This window comes from Candidatus Competibacteraceae bacterium (assembly GCA_016713505.1).
In the GTDB taxonomy this organism is placed as follows: domain Bacteria; phylum Pseudomonadota; class Gammaproteobacteria; order Competibacterales; family Competibacteraceae; genus Competibacter_A.
On the sequence record JADJPA010000001.1, the window covers coordinates 680,341 to 698,549 of the forward strand.

The 18,209-nt window shown below is 57.8% G+C and carries 16 protein-coding genes; 2 read left to right on the forward strand and 14 right to left on the reverse strand.

Annotated elements, in window-relative coordinates:
* Positions 1-38 precede the first annotated feature (38 nt).
* Together IPK09_03145 and IPK09_03150 are read left to right on the forward strand one after the other, a co-directional pair.
* Positions 39-611: an isochorismatase family protein gene (locus IPK09_03145; protein MBK7982612.1), complete on the forward strand. Its 573-nt coding sequence runs from the start codon at positions 39-41 to the stop codon at positions 609-611.
* Positions 612-705: 94 nt separating this feature from the next.
* Positions 706-3,747, forward strand: a complete 3,042-nt coding sequence (locus IPK09_03150; GenBank protein ID MBK7982613.1) for a restriction endonuclease — start codon at positions 706-708, stop codon at positions 3,745-3,747.
* A gap of 6 nt (positions 3,748-3,753) precedes the next feature.
* Here the strand turns inward: IPK09_03150 and IPK09_03155 are convergent, their stop codons facing one another.
* From IPK09_03155 to IPK09_03220, 14 genes are all read right to left on the reverse strand, one after another.
* A complete protein-coding gene (locus IPK09_03155) occupies positions 3,754-4,998 on the reverse strand; it encodes a phospholipase D family protein (GenBank protein ID MBK7982614.1) in 1,245 nt (414 codons plus the stop codon).
* A 61-nt stretch (positions 4,999-5,059) separates the two neighbouring features.
* Positions 5,060-5,518: an IS1 family transposase gene (locus IPK09_03160; protein MBK7982615.1), complete on the reverse strand. Its 459-nt coding sequence runs from the start codon at positions 5,516-5,518 to the stop codon at positions 5,060-5,062.
* On the reverse strand, positions 5,506-5,622 hold the full coding sequence (locus IPK09_03165) for a hypothetical protein (GenBank protein MBK7982616.1): 117 nt from the start codon (positions 5,620-5,622) through the stop codon (positions 5,506-5,508). The genes IPK09_03160 and IPK09_03165 overlap by 13 nt, the downstream gene beginning before the upstream one ends.
* Before the next feature lie 300 nt (positions 5,623-5,922).
* A complete protein-coding gene (locus IPK09_03170; GenBank protein ID MBK7982617.1) occupies positions 5,923-6,324 on the reverse strand; it encodes a PIN domain nuclease in 402 nt (133 codons plus the stop codon).
* On the reverse strand, positions 6,321-6,515 hold the full coding sequence (locus tag IPK09_03175) for a type II toxin-antitoxin system VapB family antitoxin (GenBank protein MBK7982618.1): 195 nt from the start codon (positions 6,513-6,515) through the stop codon (positions 6,321-6,323). The genes IPK09_03170 and IPK09_03175 overlap by 4 nt, the downstream gene beginning before the upstream one ends.
* Before the next feature lie 632 nt (positions 6,516-7,147).
* Positions 7,148-8,491 carry a sigma-54-dependent Fis family transcriptional regulator gene (locus IPK09_03180; GenBank protein ID MBK7982619.1) on the reverse strand — a complete coding sequence of 448 codons (1,344 nt, stop codon included), beginning with the start codon at positions 8,489-8,491 and terminating at the stop codon, positions 7,148-7,150.
* Positions 8,492-8,514: 23 nt separating this feature from the next.
* Entirely contained in the window at positions 8,515-10,419 is a 1,905-nt protein-coding gene (locus tag IPK09_03185; GenBank protein ID MBK7982620.1) for a HAMP domain-containing protein, read from the reverse strand.
* Between the two features lie 87 nt (positions 10,420-10,506).
* Positions 10,507-11,649 (reverse strand): 4Fe-4S binding protein, encoded by a 1,143-nt coding sequence (locus IPK09_03190; protein ID MBK7982621.1) that lies wholly within the window; start codon positions 11,647-11,649, stop codon positions 10,507-10,509.
* A gap of 15 nt (positions 11,650-11,664) precedes the next feature.
* On the reverse strand, positions 11,665-12,450 hold the full coding sequence (locus tag IPK09_03195) for a molecular chaperone TorD family protein (protein ID MBK7982622.1): 786 nt from the start codon (positions 12,448-12,450) through the stop codon (positions 11,665-11,667).
* Entirely contained in the window at positions 12,447-13,028 is a 582-nt protein-coding gene (locus tag IPK09_03200; protein ID MBK7982623.1) for a 4Fe-4S dicluster domain-containing protein, read from the reverse strand. The genes IPK09_03195 and IPK09_03200 overlap by 4 nt, the downstream gene beginning before the upstream one ends.
* Positions 13,029-13,138: 110 nt before the next feature.
* On the reverse strand, positions 13,139-15,691 hold the full coding sequence (locus tag IPK09_03205) for a molybdopterin-dependent oxidoreductase (GenBank protein MBK7982624.1): 2,553 nt from the start codon (positions 15,689-15,691) through the stop codon (positions 13,139-13,141).
* A 20-nt stretch (positions 15,692-15,711) separates the two neighbouring features.
* A complete protein-coding gene (locus IPK09_03210) occupies positions 15,712-16,200 on the reverse strand; it encodes a hypothetical protein (protein MBK7982625.1) in 489 nt (162 codons plus the stop codon).
* 436 nt (positions 16,201-16,636) lie between these two features.
* Positions 16,637-17,731, reverse strand: coding sequence for a hypothetical protein (locus IPK09_03215; GenBank protein MBK7982626.1), 1,095 nt, complete (start codon positions 17,729-17,731; stop codon positions 16,637-16,639).
* 86 nt (positions 17,732-17,817) lie between these two features.
* Positions 17,818-18,150, reverse strand: coding sequence for a hypothetical protein (locus IPK09_03220; GenBank protein ID MBK7982627.1), 333 nt, complete (start codon positions 18,148-18,150; stop codon positions 17,818-17,820).
* Positions 18,151-18,209: the final 59 nt, after the last annotated feature.

Consider the following 18,209-nt stretch of genomic DNA (forward strand, 5'->3'; position numbering starts at 1 on the left):
AATTTCCGAAAGCCCTCAGAAACCACTGGAGAACTCTTATGAACACCTTCAACATCGAAGACACGGCAATCATTCTCATAGATCACCAAGTCGGAACGAATACATGGGCGAGCACGACGCCATTGGCTTTGTTGCAACGGAACGTGATCATTCTTGCCAAGTTTGCGAGGGGCACAGGGATACCCGTCGTCCTTACTTCGAGCCAAGAAACCAACATCCATGTTCAAGGCCCATTGATGCCGGAGCTACAGGAAGCACTGCCAGAAGCGTATGTCGCACGTATCAAGCGCCAAGGTGTGGTCAACGCTTGGGATGATGAGCACTTCGCCGGCGCTTGCCGCAACACTGGAAGACGCAACTTCGTCATGGCTGGTGTAACCACTGATGTCTGTATGGTCGCGCCTGCCATTAGCGCTCTTCGCGAGGGCTTTAACGTGAAGGTCGTTTGCGATGCGTGTGGCTCATCAAATCAAATCGCAGAAGAAATGTCTTGGCGCAGAATGGAACGGGCCGGTGTCTCGCTAACCAGCACCAACGCTATGGTTGCTGAACTCGTCAAGAACTGGGCGTCACCAGCTGGAGCAGTGGCCTTCCCGTTGCTGACCACCTAACTATTCATTCCAGCGGACGCGCTAAAGCGCGCCGCTGAATTCAAACGTTGTGGCGCTGCGCGAAACTCCATGAATAGCCGGGGCGAAAAATAAAATGCGCTCCCTTGCAAGTCTGGGAAAATTGGGTAATCCTCAGAACATGGCAAAAGCTCGACTCACATTTGAAACGACACCTGCTCGCAAGGTAGCTCTGGAAAATTCTCTTGGAGAAGCTGGAGTGTCACTACCGGAGTGGTTTGAAGGGACTGTCGCTGAAGCGACTGGCAACTTGTTTGGGCAGTGGATGAATGAGGCAACGCGAGATGAGGAACTATCGCCGTGTCTACATTTACCCGAAGCCATTTTGAAAGGACTTCGGAGCATTGACTGGGAGTTTGCGCGAGAAGACACGCGCTACCTTTCTCATGACATCCATCCTTATCCGGCGAAATTTATTCCCCAAATTCCACACTACCTAATACAACATTTATCAAGTCGCGGAGAAACTGTCCTTGACCCTTTTGGTGGTTCGGGCACAACAGCTTTGGAAGCTACGCTTCTTGACCGTTGCGGACTAAGTTCGGATGCTAACCCTCTGGCGAAAGTGATTGGTGAAGCCAAGACCACCACCATGAGGCGTGAAGATGATGAAGTGCTAAGCCAAATCATTGAACGCTTTTCACTTTTAGCGCGACACGGTAAAAGTTTAGAAGAAGAATTAGTGCGCCATCGTGAATCCTACACAACCTGCATTCCACGCGAATCAACTCTCGCCCAATGGTTTGCACCATATGCTATTGAAGAAATGGCATATGGTGTTTGGTGCATTGCCAAGTTGGGTAGTAAAGCGGCTCGCACTGTGGCTTTAGCGAGTTTTTCCAAATCTGTACTCAAAGCGTCGTTTCAGGACGGTGAAACACGATATGCGCGGAAGCCTCGTGACGTGGCACGAGGCGAAACACTAAAATTATTAGCCGCTAATATCGCTCTGAATCAAAAAAAGGTTCGGCAACTGGGGCCGCTTTTACGTTTTCGTCAGCCAGTATTCAAAACAATTGATCTGCGTGACGAAGGGGCCTCCGGTGAGGATGGGCCGCATTCATGGGATGCTGATTGCGCCGACCTTATCATCACTTCACCGCCTTATCCAAATGCGACCGATTACCACCTTTATCACCGTTTCCGGCTGCTCTGGCTCGGTTTTGATCCGCGAGCACTGGGTCGACAGGAAATCGGTTCACATTTGCGCCATCAGCGTCAAAAAAGTGGCTTTGACACCTACTGCGAGGAGATGACACTATCCTTACGAGCAATGTACCGCGCATTGCGGCCAGGTCGTTATGCTGTACTGGTATTGGGCGATGGCATTTTCGCTGGGGAGACTGTTCGCACTTCGCAAGCATTAGCCAATGCTGCCCATACAGTTGGCTTTGATGTCGTGGGCGAAATTGACCGCGCTCTTCCTGAAAACAAACGCTCTTTCGTTGCTCCGGCACGGCGTTTGAAGCAAGAGCAAATCTTAGTTCTACGCCGTCCCCCTGCTGCACAAAGATTGTTTTTGCTTCCGCCGCCTTACCGTCTCTGGCCCTACGAAACGATTTTACGAGAGCGCGAAATTGCGGCTCTCACCGGCCATCAACCCCAATATGAGGATAAGGTTGAGGATGCTCGCAGCGGCCAAACATTACTCATTTCCCGTGACGGTTATGATCTACGACCCTTATCACGACTGACCTTTACACATGGTGTGCGGCATCCGGCTTCGACTCATGTCGAACCAACATGGCAGGCGACTCTGGAAAATGGAGATGCCAAAACACCCTCAGCGCGCAAAGACCCTAAGTACGTCACACACGGTATTCACGCCTATAAAGGCAAGTTTTATCCACAATTAGCAAAAAGCCTCTTCAATCTGGCGCAGTTAGCGCCGGGCCAACGCGTCCTTGACCCATTTTGCGGAAGCGGCACGGTGGTGCTGGAAGCGTATCTCAATGGATTGCATGGCTACGGACTGGACATTCATCCGCTCGCAGTTCACATTGCGGGCGCGAAAAGTGGTGTTTTGGAAGCTGACCCCTACTGGTGCGACCGGATATTGAGCGATTCTGAGCGCGTTTTGGAACGCTTGATTTCGGAAGAAGCTGAGCTAAGCAATCACACACAAGAAGTACTTTGGCGCTCGACTTTCGCATCTGCTGCACATGACGAATTAGTATCATGGTTTCCGCTTCCGGTATTGGACAAACTCGCGCGGATATGGCGACACATTGAAAGCGTAGCTGAACCGCGTGTGCGCTCCTTATTAGAAGTGTTGCTCTCATCTCTGGTGCGCGAGGTCTCACACCAAGACCCACGCGATTTGCGTATTCGACGCCGCGCTGAACCACTGGATGATGCGCCGGTTTATGCTCTGTTTTCGGCGCGTCTGCGCGAAGTGAGAGGCCGTTTGCGGGCTTTTGCTTCAGCCTCACCGCACGCTCCCGCGCAATTTCAACCTACAACAGTTAAGCGCGGCGATGGACGCGCCCTATCATCATTCGAGGCGCTAGGGCTGGGTAAGCATAGCGTGGACGCCGTTGTAACGAGTCCACCTTACGCGACGGCTCTACCATACATTGATACCGACCGGCTTAGTCTGCTGCTGCTCTTCGCGTTGCGCTCGAAAGAGCGAGCAAGTGTAGAGGAGGCACTTATCGGCTCACGAGAAATAACCCCCAAGAGACGCGCCACTATAGATTCTTTGATTGATGCAGAGGATTGGGAAGGATTGCCTTCGGCAACCGCACGCTCCGTTGTGTCAAATATTCGTAGAAACAACGACGGCGCGGCGCGCGACGGGGAACCGGTAGGGTTTCGCCGTCAAAATACGGCAGCCCTTCTTTACTTATATTTCCGCGATATGGCGCGGGTGATGTCTAATCTCGACCATGTTCTAAAACCCGGAGGCCATGCATTTTTTGTCATTGGGGATAGCAAGACATTGGCGGGTGGCGAGGAAGTCCGCATTCAGAGCAGTCAGGCATTGCAAGAAACCGGGAAAATGAATGGCTGGACACTGCGCGAAGTAATTTCCATTTCGGTGACAACCGAAAATCGCCCCCACGTCAAAAATAGTATCACGGCAAACGATGTATTGTGGTTCGTAAAACCTGATTGAACCATCTTATAGCCACCCAAACTTGCGAGCTTGTCCGCCACCCGAAGGCATGGTCTGGTCACACACAGCCAAGAAATCTTGGTATTTTGAGCTGTTGGGATTGTAAATCTCAATGTCATAATCAATTCCCGGTGTGTCAGATTGGCGCATAACCATAATCGAAAACGGGTCAATTTTTTCACGTATATCAGGTGAAATCGTGACACGAATCTCAGATTTCTCCTCATAGAAAACTGTGTTCAAGGCAAAGTTCGACTTAGTGAAAGACTGGTTCCCCGCAGTGTCATAAATGACTACGTTGATAACTGGATCGGGGTCACGCTGCGGATAAGGTTTATTAGACGATCCTTTCTTTGGCGTTGTCGATCCCGTAAAGGGAAATCCGAAAAAAGGTTGGTTTTGCTCCACGGCCTTCTTCGAGAGAAACACTTCTCCATTATGATGCGGGTTGATTTGCATCACCAACGTCTCGCTTGTAGTAGTATTAGTAGCGGCTTGGGGCACTGGTTGATTTACTGTTGGACTAGACGTGCCCCGCCGCGCTCTTGGTTTTCTGTTTGCAACTGGCCGAGGCGATGCAGGTTTGGGTTGCAACCGGGCAAATGGGTTGTGTCCACGCGTAGGCAAAACTATCCGTTTTTCATCATTTTCCGGGCGAGACGGTTTGAGTAAAGTGACAGTTCGCGCTTGTGTTTCATCCAATACAAACCCAGCAGAAACCAGTTGCCCCAACAAAGCAGCCGTCAATTTTTGTGTGCCAGCAAACTGACCGGGTAAAAGAGCCTCCCATCCAGCATAGGCTTCATCACAAATCAATACATCTTCTGGTAGATCTAAATTGAGGCACAAACCTGCTTCAAGGTTGGTCTCAGTTCCTCCAGTTGTTAGGTTATGTGAACCGTAATATAAACGAGCCGCATCAGAACCTCGAAAAAGATAAAACTTGGGATGAAAGGTGCAGGAACCGCCTGTGTGCGTAATGTAAACGTCATCAAACAATTCCAGCGCCAATTGTAGCGCTTGTAGAGTTGTTCCAAAGTGGTCAATGCCGAAAATGGCTTGACTGGTTTTGCCGTTTTGTTTCCACTCTTCCAACCCCGCACGCAACTTTGCCAAAGGGCCGCTTTTAGCGAATGCCACAGCAAACCGAAAATCGTCGAATTCCGATGAACCGAGCGTAGATTGCAGTTCGATCAGTAAACGCAGTGTCCCATCGAACGATTGAGTGGGTTGGAGGAAAGATATTCGCATACTCTCAATTCTAATCCCTAAGATTACCCATTGCACGCATCTGTGCGAAATGGGTAGTGGCTCACTGATGGGAGCAGTCTAAATTGTACTGATGCAGGAAGAGACGGATAACGATTTCGTGCATGAGGAGGGATTTGGAAAAGGACAAGGTTTTGCGAACAAAGCGACTCAGGCGCTGGCGCAGGGTGTTGTTGAAACGCTCGACGTGATTGGTGAGCCCCCGCTTGGGGTAACACGCGCGATGTTGTGGGGCGGGCAAGACATTGTGATAGCTCTCCAAGTGGTCGGTACAAAGCGGGCCGCGTTGATAGGCGAGCGGGATGCGCTCCCAAAGGAGCCGGGCGGTGGCATCATCACGCGGGCCGAGCGCATAAGCCACGATCTGGCGGGTACGCCGACACAGCGCCAGCCACAGCCAGACCACCCCCCGGCGGCGATGGCCCACGAAGCTCCACAACTCGTCCAATTCTAGGGTCTCTTGGGGCTGGGCGGGAGCCAAGGTCGCCTCTAGGGGCGGCACGCTTTCGGCTTTTTTTTAAGCCACTTTGCCACCGTGTTACGCGACACCCCGAACATCCGGGTCAACCCCCGTAACGAGGTACGCTCTTGATAAGCCCTTAAAATCCGCTCTTTAGCCGCCTCCGGCTACCCCAGCGTGCAAGGGCCCTCCCGGAAACTCCGCCCGCACTCGCCACACTGATAACGTTGCTTGCCATTCCCTGTTTTCCCATGCTTGCGCGTGTGCTCACTACCACAATGATAACAGTTCATCGCGCTAGCATAACCTCGCTCACCTCAGTGAGCCACTACCGCGAAATGCGTTAACAGTGCCACAACAAGGCGCTGCACCCGACCGCCGAAAGCCCTGCGTTTCGCTCGTTCCTCGCTTCACTTCGGGCTTTCGGCGGCGGGTGAGCTTGGTCGTTAGGCCTCGCAGTTCACCACTCGTAGGCTAAGGTGCTGCTCGAAAGCGTCAAAGTCGCGATCGCTATGCAGCAGCAGAAATCCATCTGTCAGGCAGCGGGTCGCAATCAGCACATCGACAGTTCCGCGAACCGTAACGCCTACAGACCTAAGCGTGCGGTAGTTGCGCGCAGCCTGAATGGCTAGTTGAGTACCGCCAACAATTACTTGCTCGAGTTGACCGAGCAGTCGCTTGGCCTCGTTGAACCCTTTGTCGTCCTTGAAGCCTTGGAGAACCTCGGCAAGCACTAGGTCGCCAACCACCAGCCCTTCAACGCCAAGATTCCGGTCCAGCCACTCAGCCTGTAGCGTCGGCTTGTTTCGGAAGAAGTCGATCCAAACGCTGGAGTCAACAAGGATCACTTGTCACGCCTCATCGCGTCCAGGTCACCAACCCATTCGTACTTGCCGCGTAGCTTGCGCAGCTCGGTCTGCTGCTTCAAGCGAAGAAGTGTCCGCAACCCTTGCTCGACCGCTTCCCGTTTGGTCTTTATCCCGGTGGCCTTCAACGTGGCCTCCATGAGCTTGTCGTCGATGACGATGTTCGTGCGCATGTATGTATACTCCATCAGAACATACACATCATATTCGCATCAACTCATGGCGGCAACAGCAGCGAGGCCTAACCCCTCGCTCAAGCCGACGCGCTACGGCAGTCGGGCTTGGCCGCGCGGCGCCGGTGGTCTATCCTGCGCCGCACGGCCAAGCCCGGCTTCCTGCGCGCGTGGCTTAGCTCGAACGTTATGCGCATAAGGATCATGCGCCGTGGAATATGAACTCGTTACGATTCGCAGAAAAGCGATAGCCAGTTATGGCGGCGTTAGGTGATTATCGTCCGCATGATCCCATTTCGTCTGAACATTCCTGGAATCGTGGATAAAGACTTTTGAGTGGAGCTCGTGATGGGCAAGCAACACCGGAATTGGAGCGTGGGGGAAAATTGGCGTCGGCAACGCCTGCGTCAACGCGGCCTCCAATCTTCCATGTCCGGGGCGGCAACTGTTACGACAACGCCCCCATCGAGACCTTCTAGGGAGCCTTGAAAATCGAACTCGTCCACCAGCGCCGGTTCGAAACCCGTCAACAGCCTATCGGGCAGATCACCCACTACATCGAACTGTTTTACATCCGCCAGCGTATCCAAACCCGGTTGGGCTATTAATCGCCCGCCGCTCGCGCCGGTCCTTCAAGCCCTGACCAAGCCGTGTTTGTGGATCAACCGATAGAGGTTTCGCTCGCTGATTCCGAGGATTTTGGCCACGAACGCGCGGTGTCCCGAATGCTTCTCCAGCATTTTTTCCAGATACAGCCGCTCGATCTCCTCCAGACTGGGATCGTGGTCGAAGGTCAAGGCGGTTCCGCTCGAAGCTCCGTTGCCCGACCCGCCAAAAGCGAGGTGCTCCGGGCGGATTTCGTGGCTGTTGCCGGATAGGATGATGGCGCGTTCGATGATGTTGCGCAGTTCCCGGACGTTGCCGGGCCAGTCGTAGGCGATCAGTTGTTTCATCGCCGGATTGGAGACGGTTTTTTTGACCCGCAGCGGAATGTCGAGATGGGCGGTGAAGTGTTCGACCAGCTCGGCCACATCCTCGCGCCGCTCTCTCAGGGGCGGAACCTGAACGAGAAAACTCGACAGCCGATAATACAGATCCCGGCGGAATTTACCTTCGCGGCTCATCTGCTCCAGATTGCGGTTGGTCGCGGCGACGACCCGCACGTTGGCCTTCAGATCCTTGGTGCCGCCCAGCCGCCGGAAGAAGCCGGATTCCAGAACTCGCAACAGCTTGGCTTGCAGCGAAATATCGAGTTCGCCGATTTCATCGAGAAACAAGGTGCCGCCTTCCGCCCCTTCGATCAAACCCGGTTTTCTGCGATCCGCGCCGGTGAACGCGCCGCGTTCGTGGCCGAACAATTCGGATTCGAACAGCGAGTGATGCAGGGTGCAGCAGTCGATCTCGATGAAATTGCGTTGCGCCCGCGCGCTGCGCTGGTGGATTTCGTTGGCGACCAATTCCTTGCCGACCCCGCTTTCGCCCTCGATCAACACCGTCACATCGGACGGAGCGACCGCGTCGATCAAGCCGTTGACCTGAGCCAAGGCTTTGCTGCGCCCGACCATCCGGGTCAGGCCGAGCGCCCGAATTTGCCGCTGGTAGAATTGGTGCTCCTTGCGCAGCGCTTCGGTTTCGAGGGTGCGTTTGACGATCAATTCCAGCTCGTCCAGATTAACCGGCTTGGTTAAATATTCGGCGGCTCCCGCCTTCATGGCTTGAACCGCGTTTTGCACCGAGCCGTAGGCGGTGAGCACGATGACCGGATATTGGTTGGCGACTTCGGGCAGGACGTGGTGGCCGTCGACGTCCGGCAGCCGGCAGTCGAGCAGGATCAGCGCCGGCTCGTGGGCGGCGAGGTACTCCTTGGCGGTTTCCCAATTCAGAGCCGAGCGGACCGGATAGCCCATGCCTTTTAACAGGCGGGCCATCAAGGTATTCAGCGTTTTGTCGTCTTCGACGATCAAGATGTCCTTCATGCCGCAACACTCCAAGTCCGCGTTCATTCAAAGGCGCTTTCGAAAATGCTGGTGTCAGCGTTGGGAAAGGTGACCACGAACCGGGCACCTTCGCTCAGGCGACTGAAAACCTGAATATCGCCGCCCCAATGCTCGACGATGGCGCGACAGATCGACAAGCCCAGTCCGGTGCCGCGCGCCCCATCCGCGCGCCGGCTGAAGAACGGATCGAAGATATACGGCAAATAATCGGGGCGGATGCCGGTGCCGGTATCCTCGAAGCGCATTTCCACCCGCTCGCCGTCGGTCCGGCTGCTGACGGCGATCGAGCCGCCCCCGGCGATGGCGTGGAAGGCGTTTTGCACCATGTTGATGATCACGATGCGAATTTCGCTTTCCGAGGCCATCACCCGGACCTCGGCCGGCTCCAGGTTCAATTCGATTTGGATGTGGCGCTGGGAGGCTTCCAGTCGCATCAGCGAAGTGGTTTCCTCGATGGCGCGATTGATCGAGACCAGTTCGGGCGATTGGCCGGGCAGGGCGCTCAAGCGCAACAGCCGCTCGGTGATGTCGATGCATTTGTCCATTTGCCGGTTGACCAGATGCAGGTACTCGTACAGCGTCTCCTCGTCCTGTCCGGCATTGTTGCGGACTCCGAACAAGGCGTCCAAGGCGATGCGGATCGAGGCGAGCGGGTTGCGGATTTCGTGGGCGACACCGGCGGCGAGTTGGGCCAGGGTAGCGAGTTTTTGCTCGTGGGAATACTCGACCTGTTTGGCGAGATCGCGGATCGATTCCACGATCAGCGCGCGTTCCCGGCCGTCGATGGTGACGCGCAACGGCGCGCCGTAAATCTCGACGTGATAGCTGCCGCCGTCGCGGCGTATGAATTGTTGGATCACCTTGACCGGCTGGCCGGTTTTTTCGATCTCGACCAGCGGACAGGTGATGAGGGTGATCGGACAGGGTGTCTCGCGCTGGTGGCTTGAGCGGTGGCAGGCGACGCCGCTGACCTCGGCGGCGGTGTAGCCCAACTGCTGGCAGTAGGTTTGATTGGCTTGCAGGATGCGATAGTCGCGGTCGATCAGGCGGATGCCGTCGGGGATGGCGTCGAGGACGTTTTGCAACAGCGTTTCTTGTTCCTTGACGGTCGTCAGGCCACGCGCCAGATGGTCGGCCATGCGGTTGAAGGTTTCCGCCAGCCGGCCGACTTCATCACGAGCGGTCACGGCGACGCGGGCATCCAGTCGGCCGCTCGCCAGCGCCGCCGCGCCGCCGGCCAAATCCGAAACCGGAGCCAGCACCCAGCGGCGGATGAACCACCAACCGCCGAGGACCGCGAGCAGCACCACCAGCGCGCCCGATCCCATGAGCAGTTGGGTGCTGTGAAGCACCCGCGCTTGAATCGTTTCGGTTTCGTGATCGACCACCAAAATGCCGTTGATGGGTTTGGCGTCGACCGGTCCGTGACACTGCACGCACGCCGGTTGGTTGCGGACCGGATGCACGCTGCGCAGGATGTCGCGCTGGCGCTCGTCGACGAGGCGCAACACGGATTCGCGAGTTAGATCGGCCGGTTGCAGGCAGGTGGGGCAAGTCGGATCGTCGCGGTTGGCGAGCGGCTCGCCGATGCGCTGGGGGTCTGATGAAAAGCGCACCACGCCTTCGGGGTTGAGGATCATCACCAAGCGGATCGCCTCTTGTTGGCCCAGGCGGTCGACGATTTGGCGCAGTCCGTCCAGATCGCGCTTCAGCATGGCGTTTTCAAGCGCGGCTTGGAGCAATTGGTTGACCTCGCCGGCCAGCCGCGCCCGTTCGTCGTTGATTTGCGACCGATAAAGGCTGACGAACACCACTAAAAACAACAGCGAAACGGCCAGCAGGCCGGCAACGGCCGCCGCGGTGAATTTTCGATGGAGGCTGCTGGCGATCCAGTCGGTGGGGCGCATGACCTGAAGCGTCGGGAATCCGGTTGGGCTTACGATGAGCCGAGGGGCGTCGGTTTGCAAGCCGTTCTGTCCGGCGGTCGCGCCGCGTCAGTCCAGGGTTTGATACAGCAGCCGGGTGCGCCGGGTGCGGGCGCAAATGCGGCAGAGGGCATCGTCAGAAACCGTCGCGGCGGGTCGGTGATGGGTCGTCCCGCAAGCGGGACACCGCCGTTCGACGAGCGTCACGGCGGCGGTCGCTTGGGGTTGTAGCGCAAGCACCGAGGCGGCGTTTTGATCGCAAACGTCCCGGCAGATGCCGCAACCGGTGCAAAGGCGGCCGTCGAGACGGTAGCGCGGGCCGTCCGGCGAGCGTTCCAGCGCGATGGCGCGATGCGGGCAAAGGCGCGCGCAGGCGTCGCAACCGTTGCAGCGGTGCGGGTCGATAACCGGTTGATAAAGCTGAACGGAGTTTGAGCCGGCGTCGGGCAGCCACGCCGTCGCCGGCGCGAACGACGCGCGCGCGTCCGCATCGGCGGCGCTGTCCGCCACGGCGTCCGCCGCAACGCCCAGCGCCTTGCGAAAGAAGCCGCGCCGGCTTAGGACGGCGGAATCCGTGGCGACGGCGGCGCTCGCCGCGCGGGCCGCCCAGTGTTGCGGCTCCAATACGGTGACCGTCAGGGGCGGCAACGCCCGGCTCGACAACAAGCGTTGCGTTTGATCGATCGCCGCTTGAAAGCGCGGATTATTTCCGCGCGAGCAGCTTTCGCACGGCGCGGCGCTGACGATCCAATCCCGGACGCCCCGCCGGTAAAGCCGCAACAGCTTGACGACGCCGGTGGCGTGCAAGCAGGGAACGACGCCCGTCGCGGCCGCTACCCCGGCGCGCTCGCAAGCGCGAAAGGCGGCGGGCCGATCGTTCCAGCTCCGAATTTCAGGATCGCGCAACCGCCGGCTGACGATCGCGCCTTCCGAGCACGCCGGCACGCACAACTCGCAGCCGTCGCACGCTTCAGTGTCGAGGCCCACTTGCTCCGCGTCGACGATCCAAGCGCCTCGGGGGCAAGCGTCCGCGCAAGCCCGGCAGCGCGCGGTTTCGATGCGGGCGTGGACGCAGCGCTCGCCCGCGATTTCGGGAACGATCATCACGGCGGCGAGGGCGTCGGTCAAACGTCGGAGGGGGGTGACGCTGGCGGGCGTCTGAGGGTCGGCTGCGCCATCCCGAACGCGGGTGGAGACGGTATCGGGATTCATGCGAGGGTCAGCCGCTTACCAGGAGGGGCCGGTTCCCGGCACGAACGCCACCGGCGCGGGCGGCGGTTGTCGCCGTTTCTTCATCCGCGACGCGATTTCCTCGGCGCTCGGTCGCGGCTGTCCGAGAATCGAAGCCAACACCTCGCGGATTTCCTCGCAATAGGCGGCGGTCAACAAAGCTGCGGCGGCGAAGTAGGGAGTCCGGCAACGCTCGGCGACCCGCCGGCCGAATTGCGGGAGCCAGCGCAGCAAGTGCTCGTCCATGAATCGGGCCGCTTCCGGCAATCCGTCGCCTGAGTCCGGGGAAAATAACCGGGCTAGAAATTGCAGTTGCAGGCTCAGGTGGTCGTCGGGGCGGACCCGCCAGTTGGCGGCGGTCAAACCGTGTCTGAGGTAGTAGGCGCGCACCTGAAACATCGGTTCCTGGCCCAGCAGATGGTCGTCGTCGAGCCACACCGATTCGTAGGGCGACGCCCGGAACGCATGGGTGAGATAAATGTCGGCGAAATCGGTCGCCAGTTCGTCGATGACATCCGCTTCCAAGGTGATGGGAAGGGCGGCAAGAGCGGCTTCCATCAGAGCGAGCGCATCCCGACCGGGCGAAGACTGGAGCCTTACACCCAGCGCAAAACCTTCCTCACCCGATGGCCTTAAAGCGTCCAACCACTCCCAGGTGGGTTCGGCGTCATGGAACGAAGCCAGGCCGCGCAGATCGTCGGCGGTCGCCCGGCGGAAATCGAGGAGCGCCGAGTCAGGCTCCGCGATGTTCGGAGCGGTCAGGGGACGATCCGCCGCCGTCATTCCACCTTGCCTTTGCTGTGTGGGACGAAGGCCATGGAGGGATGGGTCAGCTCGGGATCGGCGAAGTTCTTGACGGCCCGCACCGGTTTTTCGTTAGGGCCGAGCGCTTTCGTGGCCCATTCGCCGCTCATCAGTTTATCGATCGGCCCGATGTCGAGCACCCGCATCATGCAGGCCATGACGCAGTAGGGCTTGCGGCCGGCGTCGATTTCGTCCACGCAAAGATTGCATTTCTTGACCAGGTGATCTTCTGGATCGTATTGCGGCGCGCCGTAGGGGCACGCGCCTTCGCAGCGCCGGCAACCGATGCACAGGGTGGAGTCGATATCGACGATACCGTCTTTCTGGCGCTTGAAAATGGCCCCGGTTGGGCAGGTCGGCAAACAGGCCGGCTCCGCGCAGTGGTTGCAGGAAATATTGATCTTGTAGGCGTAAACATCGGGATATTTGCCGCCTTCGACGTACAGCACCCGGCGGAAGCGCGGTCCGGGCGGCAAGCCGTTTTTGTCCTTGCAGGCGATCTCGCAGGCCCGACAGCCGATGCAGTCGACGTTGTGATGGATGAACCCCAACTGCATGTCGGGTTTCACCGGCGTATAGACTTCCTTGCGCCGTTTGACCGCCGCCTTGATGGCGGCTTTTTTATCGGATTCCGGAAGCTCGGCCAAGGGTCATCTCCTCAGGCTGGTCATTGGTCGCGTCTGAACACATGCGAGCGCGCCGTGGCCAATTGGTCCCACCCTGGACGGTGTGAAAGGTCGGTCTTCTTGACGTTCACCAGCACGGTGTTATACGCGAACGCGCCCGCCGGACTCGGTTCGTCGAGGGTCAGAAAATCCGGATTGCCGGATCGGTCGACACCCTTGTCGTCCAAATCCATCCAAGCGCCCTCATACAAGGCCATCACGCCCGGCATACAGCGCTCGGTGATGTAAACCGGAACCACCACCCGGCCGCGCTCGTTCCAGACCTCGACGGTGTCGCCGGTTCGGATGCCGAGCCGCTTGGCGTCGTCGGCGTTGACGGTAAGTTCCTGTTCGTAGGTTTCCCGCAGCCAGGTGCAGTTGTTGAAGATCGAATGGGTGCGCCAGCGGGGGTGCGGCGAGACCAAATGGTAGGGAAAATCCTTGATCTTGGCGCTGTGGGCGTACTCCCACGGCTCCACCCACTTCGGAATCGCCGGGATCGGATAGCCGTATTGGGTTTTGGTCCAGTCGGTGATTTGCGCGAGTTGGGTCGAGAAAATTTCGATCTTGCCGGACGGCGTTTGAAAGGGCAGGCCCTGCTCGATCTGGTCCTGAAAGGCGACATGCGGTCGGGGCAGGATGAATTTATAAATGCCGTGCGATTTGAATTCATCCCAGCTCATGGTCACGCCTTGGTGGGCCATGACTTTGTGTTGCCACCAGTCGATCAAATAGGCTTCGTCGACTTCGTCGTTACGGTTGAAGTAATCGCGGGTCGCGCGCGGGTTAAAGGCCGGCCCGTAACCGAGCCGGTAGGCCAGTTCCGTGAAGATTTGGAAGTCGGTTTTGCTTTCGCCCATCGGTTCGATGACTTTCGGGCGGTGGATATAATAGTGGCCCTTGTACCAGGGCAGCGCCACGTCGTGCCGCTCGAAGTGGGTGGCGATCGGAAACAGCACGTCGGCCCAGAGTCCGGACGGCGTGATGGTGCTGTCCATGCAGACCACCAGATCGAGCTTTTTGACGGCTTGGATTTCTTTGTTGATGTTGGTCAGTTGGTTGAACCAATCCGACCCCTGCCAGAAAATCCCGCGAATGTTGGGAATCACCCCATCGAGCTGATCGTTGCGCGGCCACAGGCCGACATCCTCGCGCTTGACGTTGGGATAGTTCAACACGCAGTGCGCCCAGCGGTCGGACTTGATGGCGGCGTACCAGATGTTGGCGTTCTGATCGTAGGGGTAGGCCACCGCCTCGCTGTGCCAAGCTTTACCCACGCCCTCGGCGCAGCCGCCCAACACGCCGATGTTGCCGGTCATCGCTTGCAGCGCCGCCGCCATGCGGTTGTACTGCTCGCCGTAGGCGTTGCGGCCCGGCGCCCAAGATGCCTTGAGCGCCGCCGGTTGGGTGGCGGCGTACAGCTTCGCCAGCTTTTCGATATCCTCGGCCTTGACATCGCAGATCTGGGCCGCCCACTGCGGGGTCTTGGGCTGGTTGTCGTATTTGCCCAGGATGTAATCCTTGAAGTTTTCCTGCTCCTTGGCCCAGTCGGGCATCGTACCCGCGTCCATCCCCAAGCAGAAACGGTCGATGAAGGATTGATCGTGGAGATTATTAGTGAAAATGTAATGGGCCATTCCGGCCATCATGGCGGCGTCGGTGTTCGGCTTGATCGGAATCCACCAGGCGTCGTAAGCCGCCGCTGAATCGGTGTATTGCGGATCGACCAGCACGAACTTGCAGCCGCGCTGCTTGGCGAGCCGCATATAATAAAAGGTGTTGCCGCCGTGGAAGGTGTAGGCCGGATTCCAACCCCACATGATGATCAGTTTGGAATGGGCGAAGGTATCGTCTTCGTTGCCGTCCTCGATGGTGCCGAAGGTCATGCGCGAGCTGAAGGTGGTGCCTTGGTAGGACGGCACCGACCAGGAGCTGGTCCGGCAGCCGAACATGCCGAGGAAGCGGGCCAGCAAGCCCTCGATTTGATCGGATTTGTGGAGAACTCCGTAGGACGCGCCGGCGTAACTTTGATCGAGCAGGGCGGTCGGGCCGTATTTCTCCTTGAGTTCGACCATTTTTTCGGCGACGAAACCGAGCGCCGTATCCCAAGACACCCGCTTGAACCGCCCTTGACCGCGCTCGCCGACCCGCATCATCGGATACAGCAGCCGTTCGGCGGAATAAAGCCGTTGCCGGTAGGAACGCCCCCGCAGGCAGGCGCGCATTTGGGGTTCCTCGAAGGTGTCCTTGCCGAAAACGCCGCCTTTTTGATAGCGGCCGTCGTCGGTCGATAGCCGGACGATTACATCGCCTTTCTTGTGCGCCACCAGCGCGTGGCGCGAGCCGCAGTTATGGGCGCAACTGGTGACCACGGTGGTGAGGTCGTCGTCGCGCGGATAAGGTTCGTAAGCGAACGCCTTGGCGTCCTGGGCGGTTTTGAGTTCGAGCAGCCCGCTCGCGCCGAGCGCCACCGCGCTGGCGCTGGCTTTGATGAAGGTGCGGCGCGACAGATTCAACCGGTCGCGGAGAAAGTCGAAAGGTGCGTTTGAGTTCATCTTTCCGTGGTTCCGGCGGTTTATTTTGGCGCGGCGGCATCAGCCGAGGGCTGCGGCGGCGTTTTCATGTATTGCAAAAACCGCACTTCGGATTCGGTCATGCGATTTTTGGCCCAGTCCGGTTGGTCCGGGGACATTCCCGGCCACGCATGGCGTGGATAGGGAAAGTTGATGCGATACCATTGCCGTCCGCCGTGACAGCCGTAACAGCTATCGCCGCTTTCCTTGCCGGCTTCCTCAATCGCCTCGGGCTTTAGGAAGTTTACCTTATGGCGGTTGGTGCGGAAGGCGACGTGGCACGACAAGCAATTGTTGCTGAACATATCCCTGACGTTAGGCCAGGTGTCGGTCAGGCCGGTCATGACTTCGTGGTTGAAGCGGCCGTGACACATCAGGCAAACGTTGGGATCGACTCGCTTGCGCAGCGTGAAACCCGCATCGGTGGTGGTCGGGGGGATGGGCGCTTGCTCGCGCGGGTCGCTGCCTTGATGGCAGGTGTTGCATTTCATATCCATCAAGCGCGTGGCGAGGGGTCCTACTAGGTGCCTTCTATGCAAAGTATCTTGCGGGCCTTGGTAAGTATCGAGCGTTTGATACCACGCTAATGAATCGGCGGCTTTAACGCCAGCGAGCGATTGAGCGAGAGGCTTATCCTCCAGCACTTCCTTATGACAGCTCAGGCATTGCTCATTGGTCGCACTGTTTATTTGTGGTTTGAAGTGAATGGGGTTCCACCGGGTTTTATCGTAGTCGAATTCCTCGGCGTGCGAACCCGCAATTGGAAGTATGACCCATATAACCAGAAGGCTTGCCCATTGTGGAGTCTTAAACCACAACTTTGACATAACCTTTCTCCTCATCCCCGCAATTACTACGAAAAGCCAGCGTGTTCGTCAAAAGTGGAGGCGTCTTTTATTAACACCTCCACTGATAGCTAGGCAGCAATTACTTCTTAGTGGATTCCTCTTTCTTTGCACTTTCTTCCTTGGGAGGTTCCCAAGATTTGCCTTGCATACCGGACATGCCGCCCATGCCGGACATGCCGCCCATGTCGGACATACCGGACATGCCGCCCATGCCGGACATGCCGCCCATGCCGCCCATGCCGGACATACCGGACATGCCGCCCATGCCGGACATGCCGCCCATGCCGCCCATGCCGGACATGCCGCCCATGCCGGACATGCCGCCCATGCCGGACATACCGGACATGCCACCCATGCCGGACATGCCGCTCATATTCGCTGGCGCATAAGTCCATTGGGTACACGCCCATGCGGAGCCGCCACCTGCCATACCACTCATGCCGGACATGCCGCCCATGCCGCCCATGCCGGACATTCCACCCATACCACCCATGCCGGACATGCCGGACATTCCACCCATACCACCCATACCACCCATGCCGGACATTCCACCCATACCACCCATGCCGGACATTCCACCCATACCACCCATGCCGGACATGCCGGACATTCCACCCATACCACCCATACCACCCATGCCGGACATTCCAGACATACCGCCCATGCCGGACATGCCACTCATGGCTGGCACGTAAGCCCATTGTGTGCATACCCAGCCCAAACTACCCGAATTACCTGCCATACCGCCCATGCCGGACATTCCAGACATGCCGCCCATGCCGGACATGCCGCCCATGCCGGACATTCCAGACATGCCACCCATGCCGGACATGCCACCCATGCCGGACATTCCAGACATGCCGCCCATGCCACCCATGCCGGACATTCCAGACATGCCGCCCATGCCACCCATGCCGGACATGCCGCCCATGCCGGACATTCCAGACATGCCGCCCATGCCGCCCATGCCGCCCATGCCGCCCATGCCGGACATTCCAGACATGCCGGACATGCCGCCCATGCCGGACATGCCACCCATGCCGGACATGCCGCCCATGCCACCCATGCCGGACATTCCTTCTGCAAAGCCCGCACTCATTCCCAATACGCCTAATAAGGTGCTAGAAATAGCCATCATGCGCATTTTCGACATTCGGGTAGCGTTGTTTTTCATGCAATCCTCCAACTTGTTGTGGGTATGAAGCAGAAGCTATGTGCAGTAACTCATTGCAAGCCACCAATAGTGGAATCGATGCTCTCTCATTGATGGTGATGCCAATTACGAATATCGTAGTGACCGGTCATTCCGGGGTGGTTAAAAGGGGTATACCAATTCCCCTGGTCTTCTAAGAAACGAAGACTCCACGGGTAAGGCGGCTCAATACCCGCCAACGCTTTGTTATACCAATAATCGTCTTTTTGAACCGTTTTTATCCGGGGAGCATTTGCGGGGCGTTGGTTCGGCGTCAAACCGGCAATGTATCCTCCCTCTTGAGCTTCCATGCCAACAGCCGCTTCAATATGCCATTGACCGGTGAGTATCAGAACCAAAATAAGGGTGATTCGGGTTGTTATCGGCGTTTTTTGTATCATTTTTGAGGTTCTTAGTCTGAGAACCAGGACCTTATGAATACTAGAATTGATAGCAATGA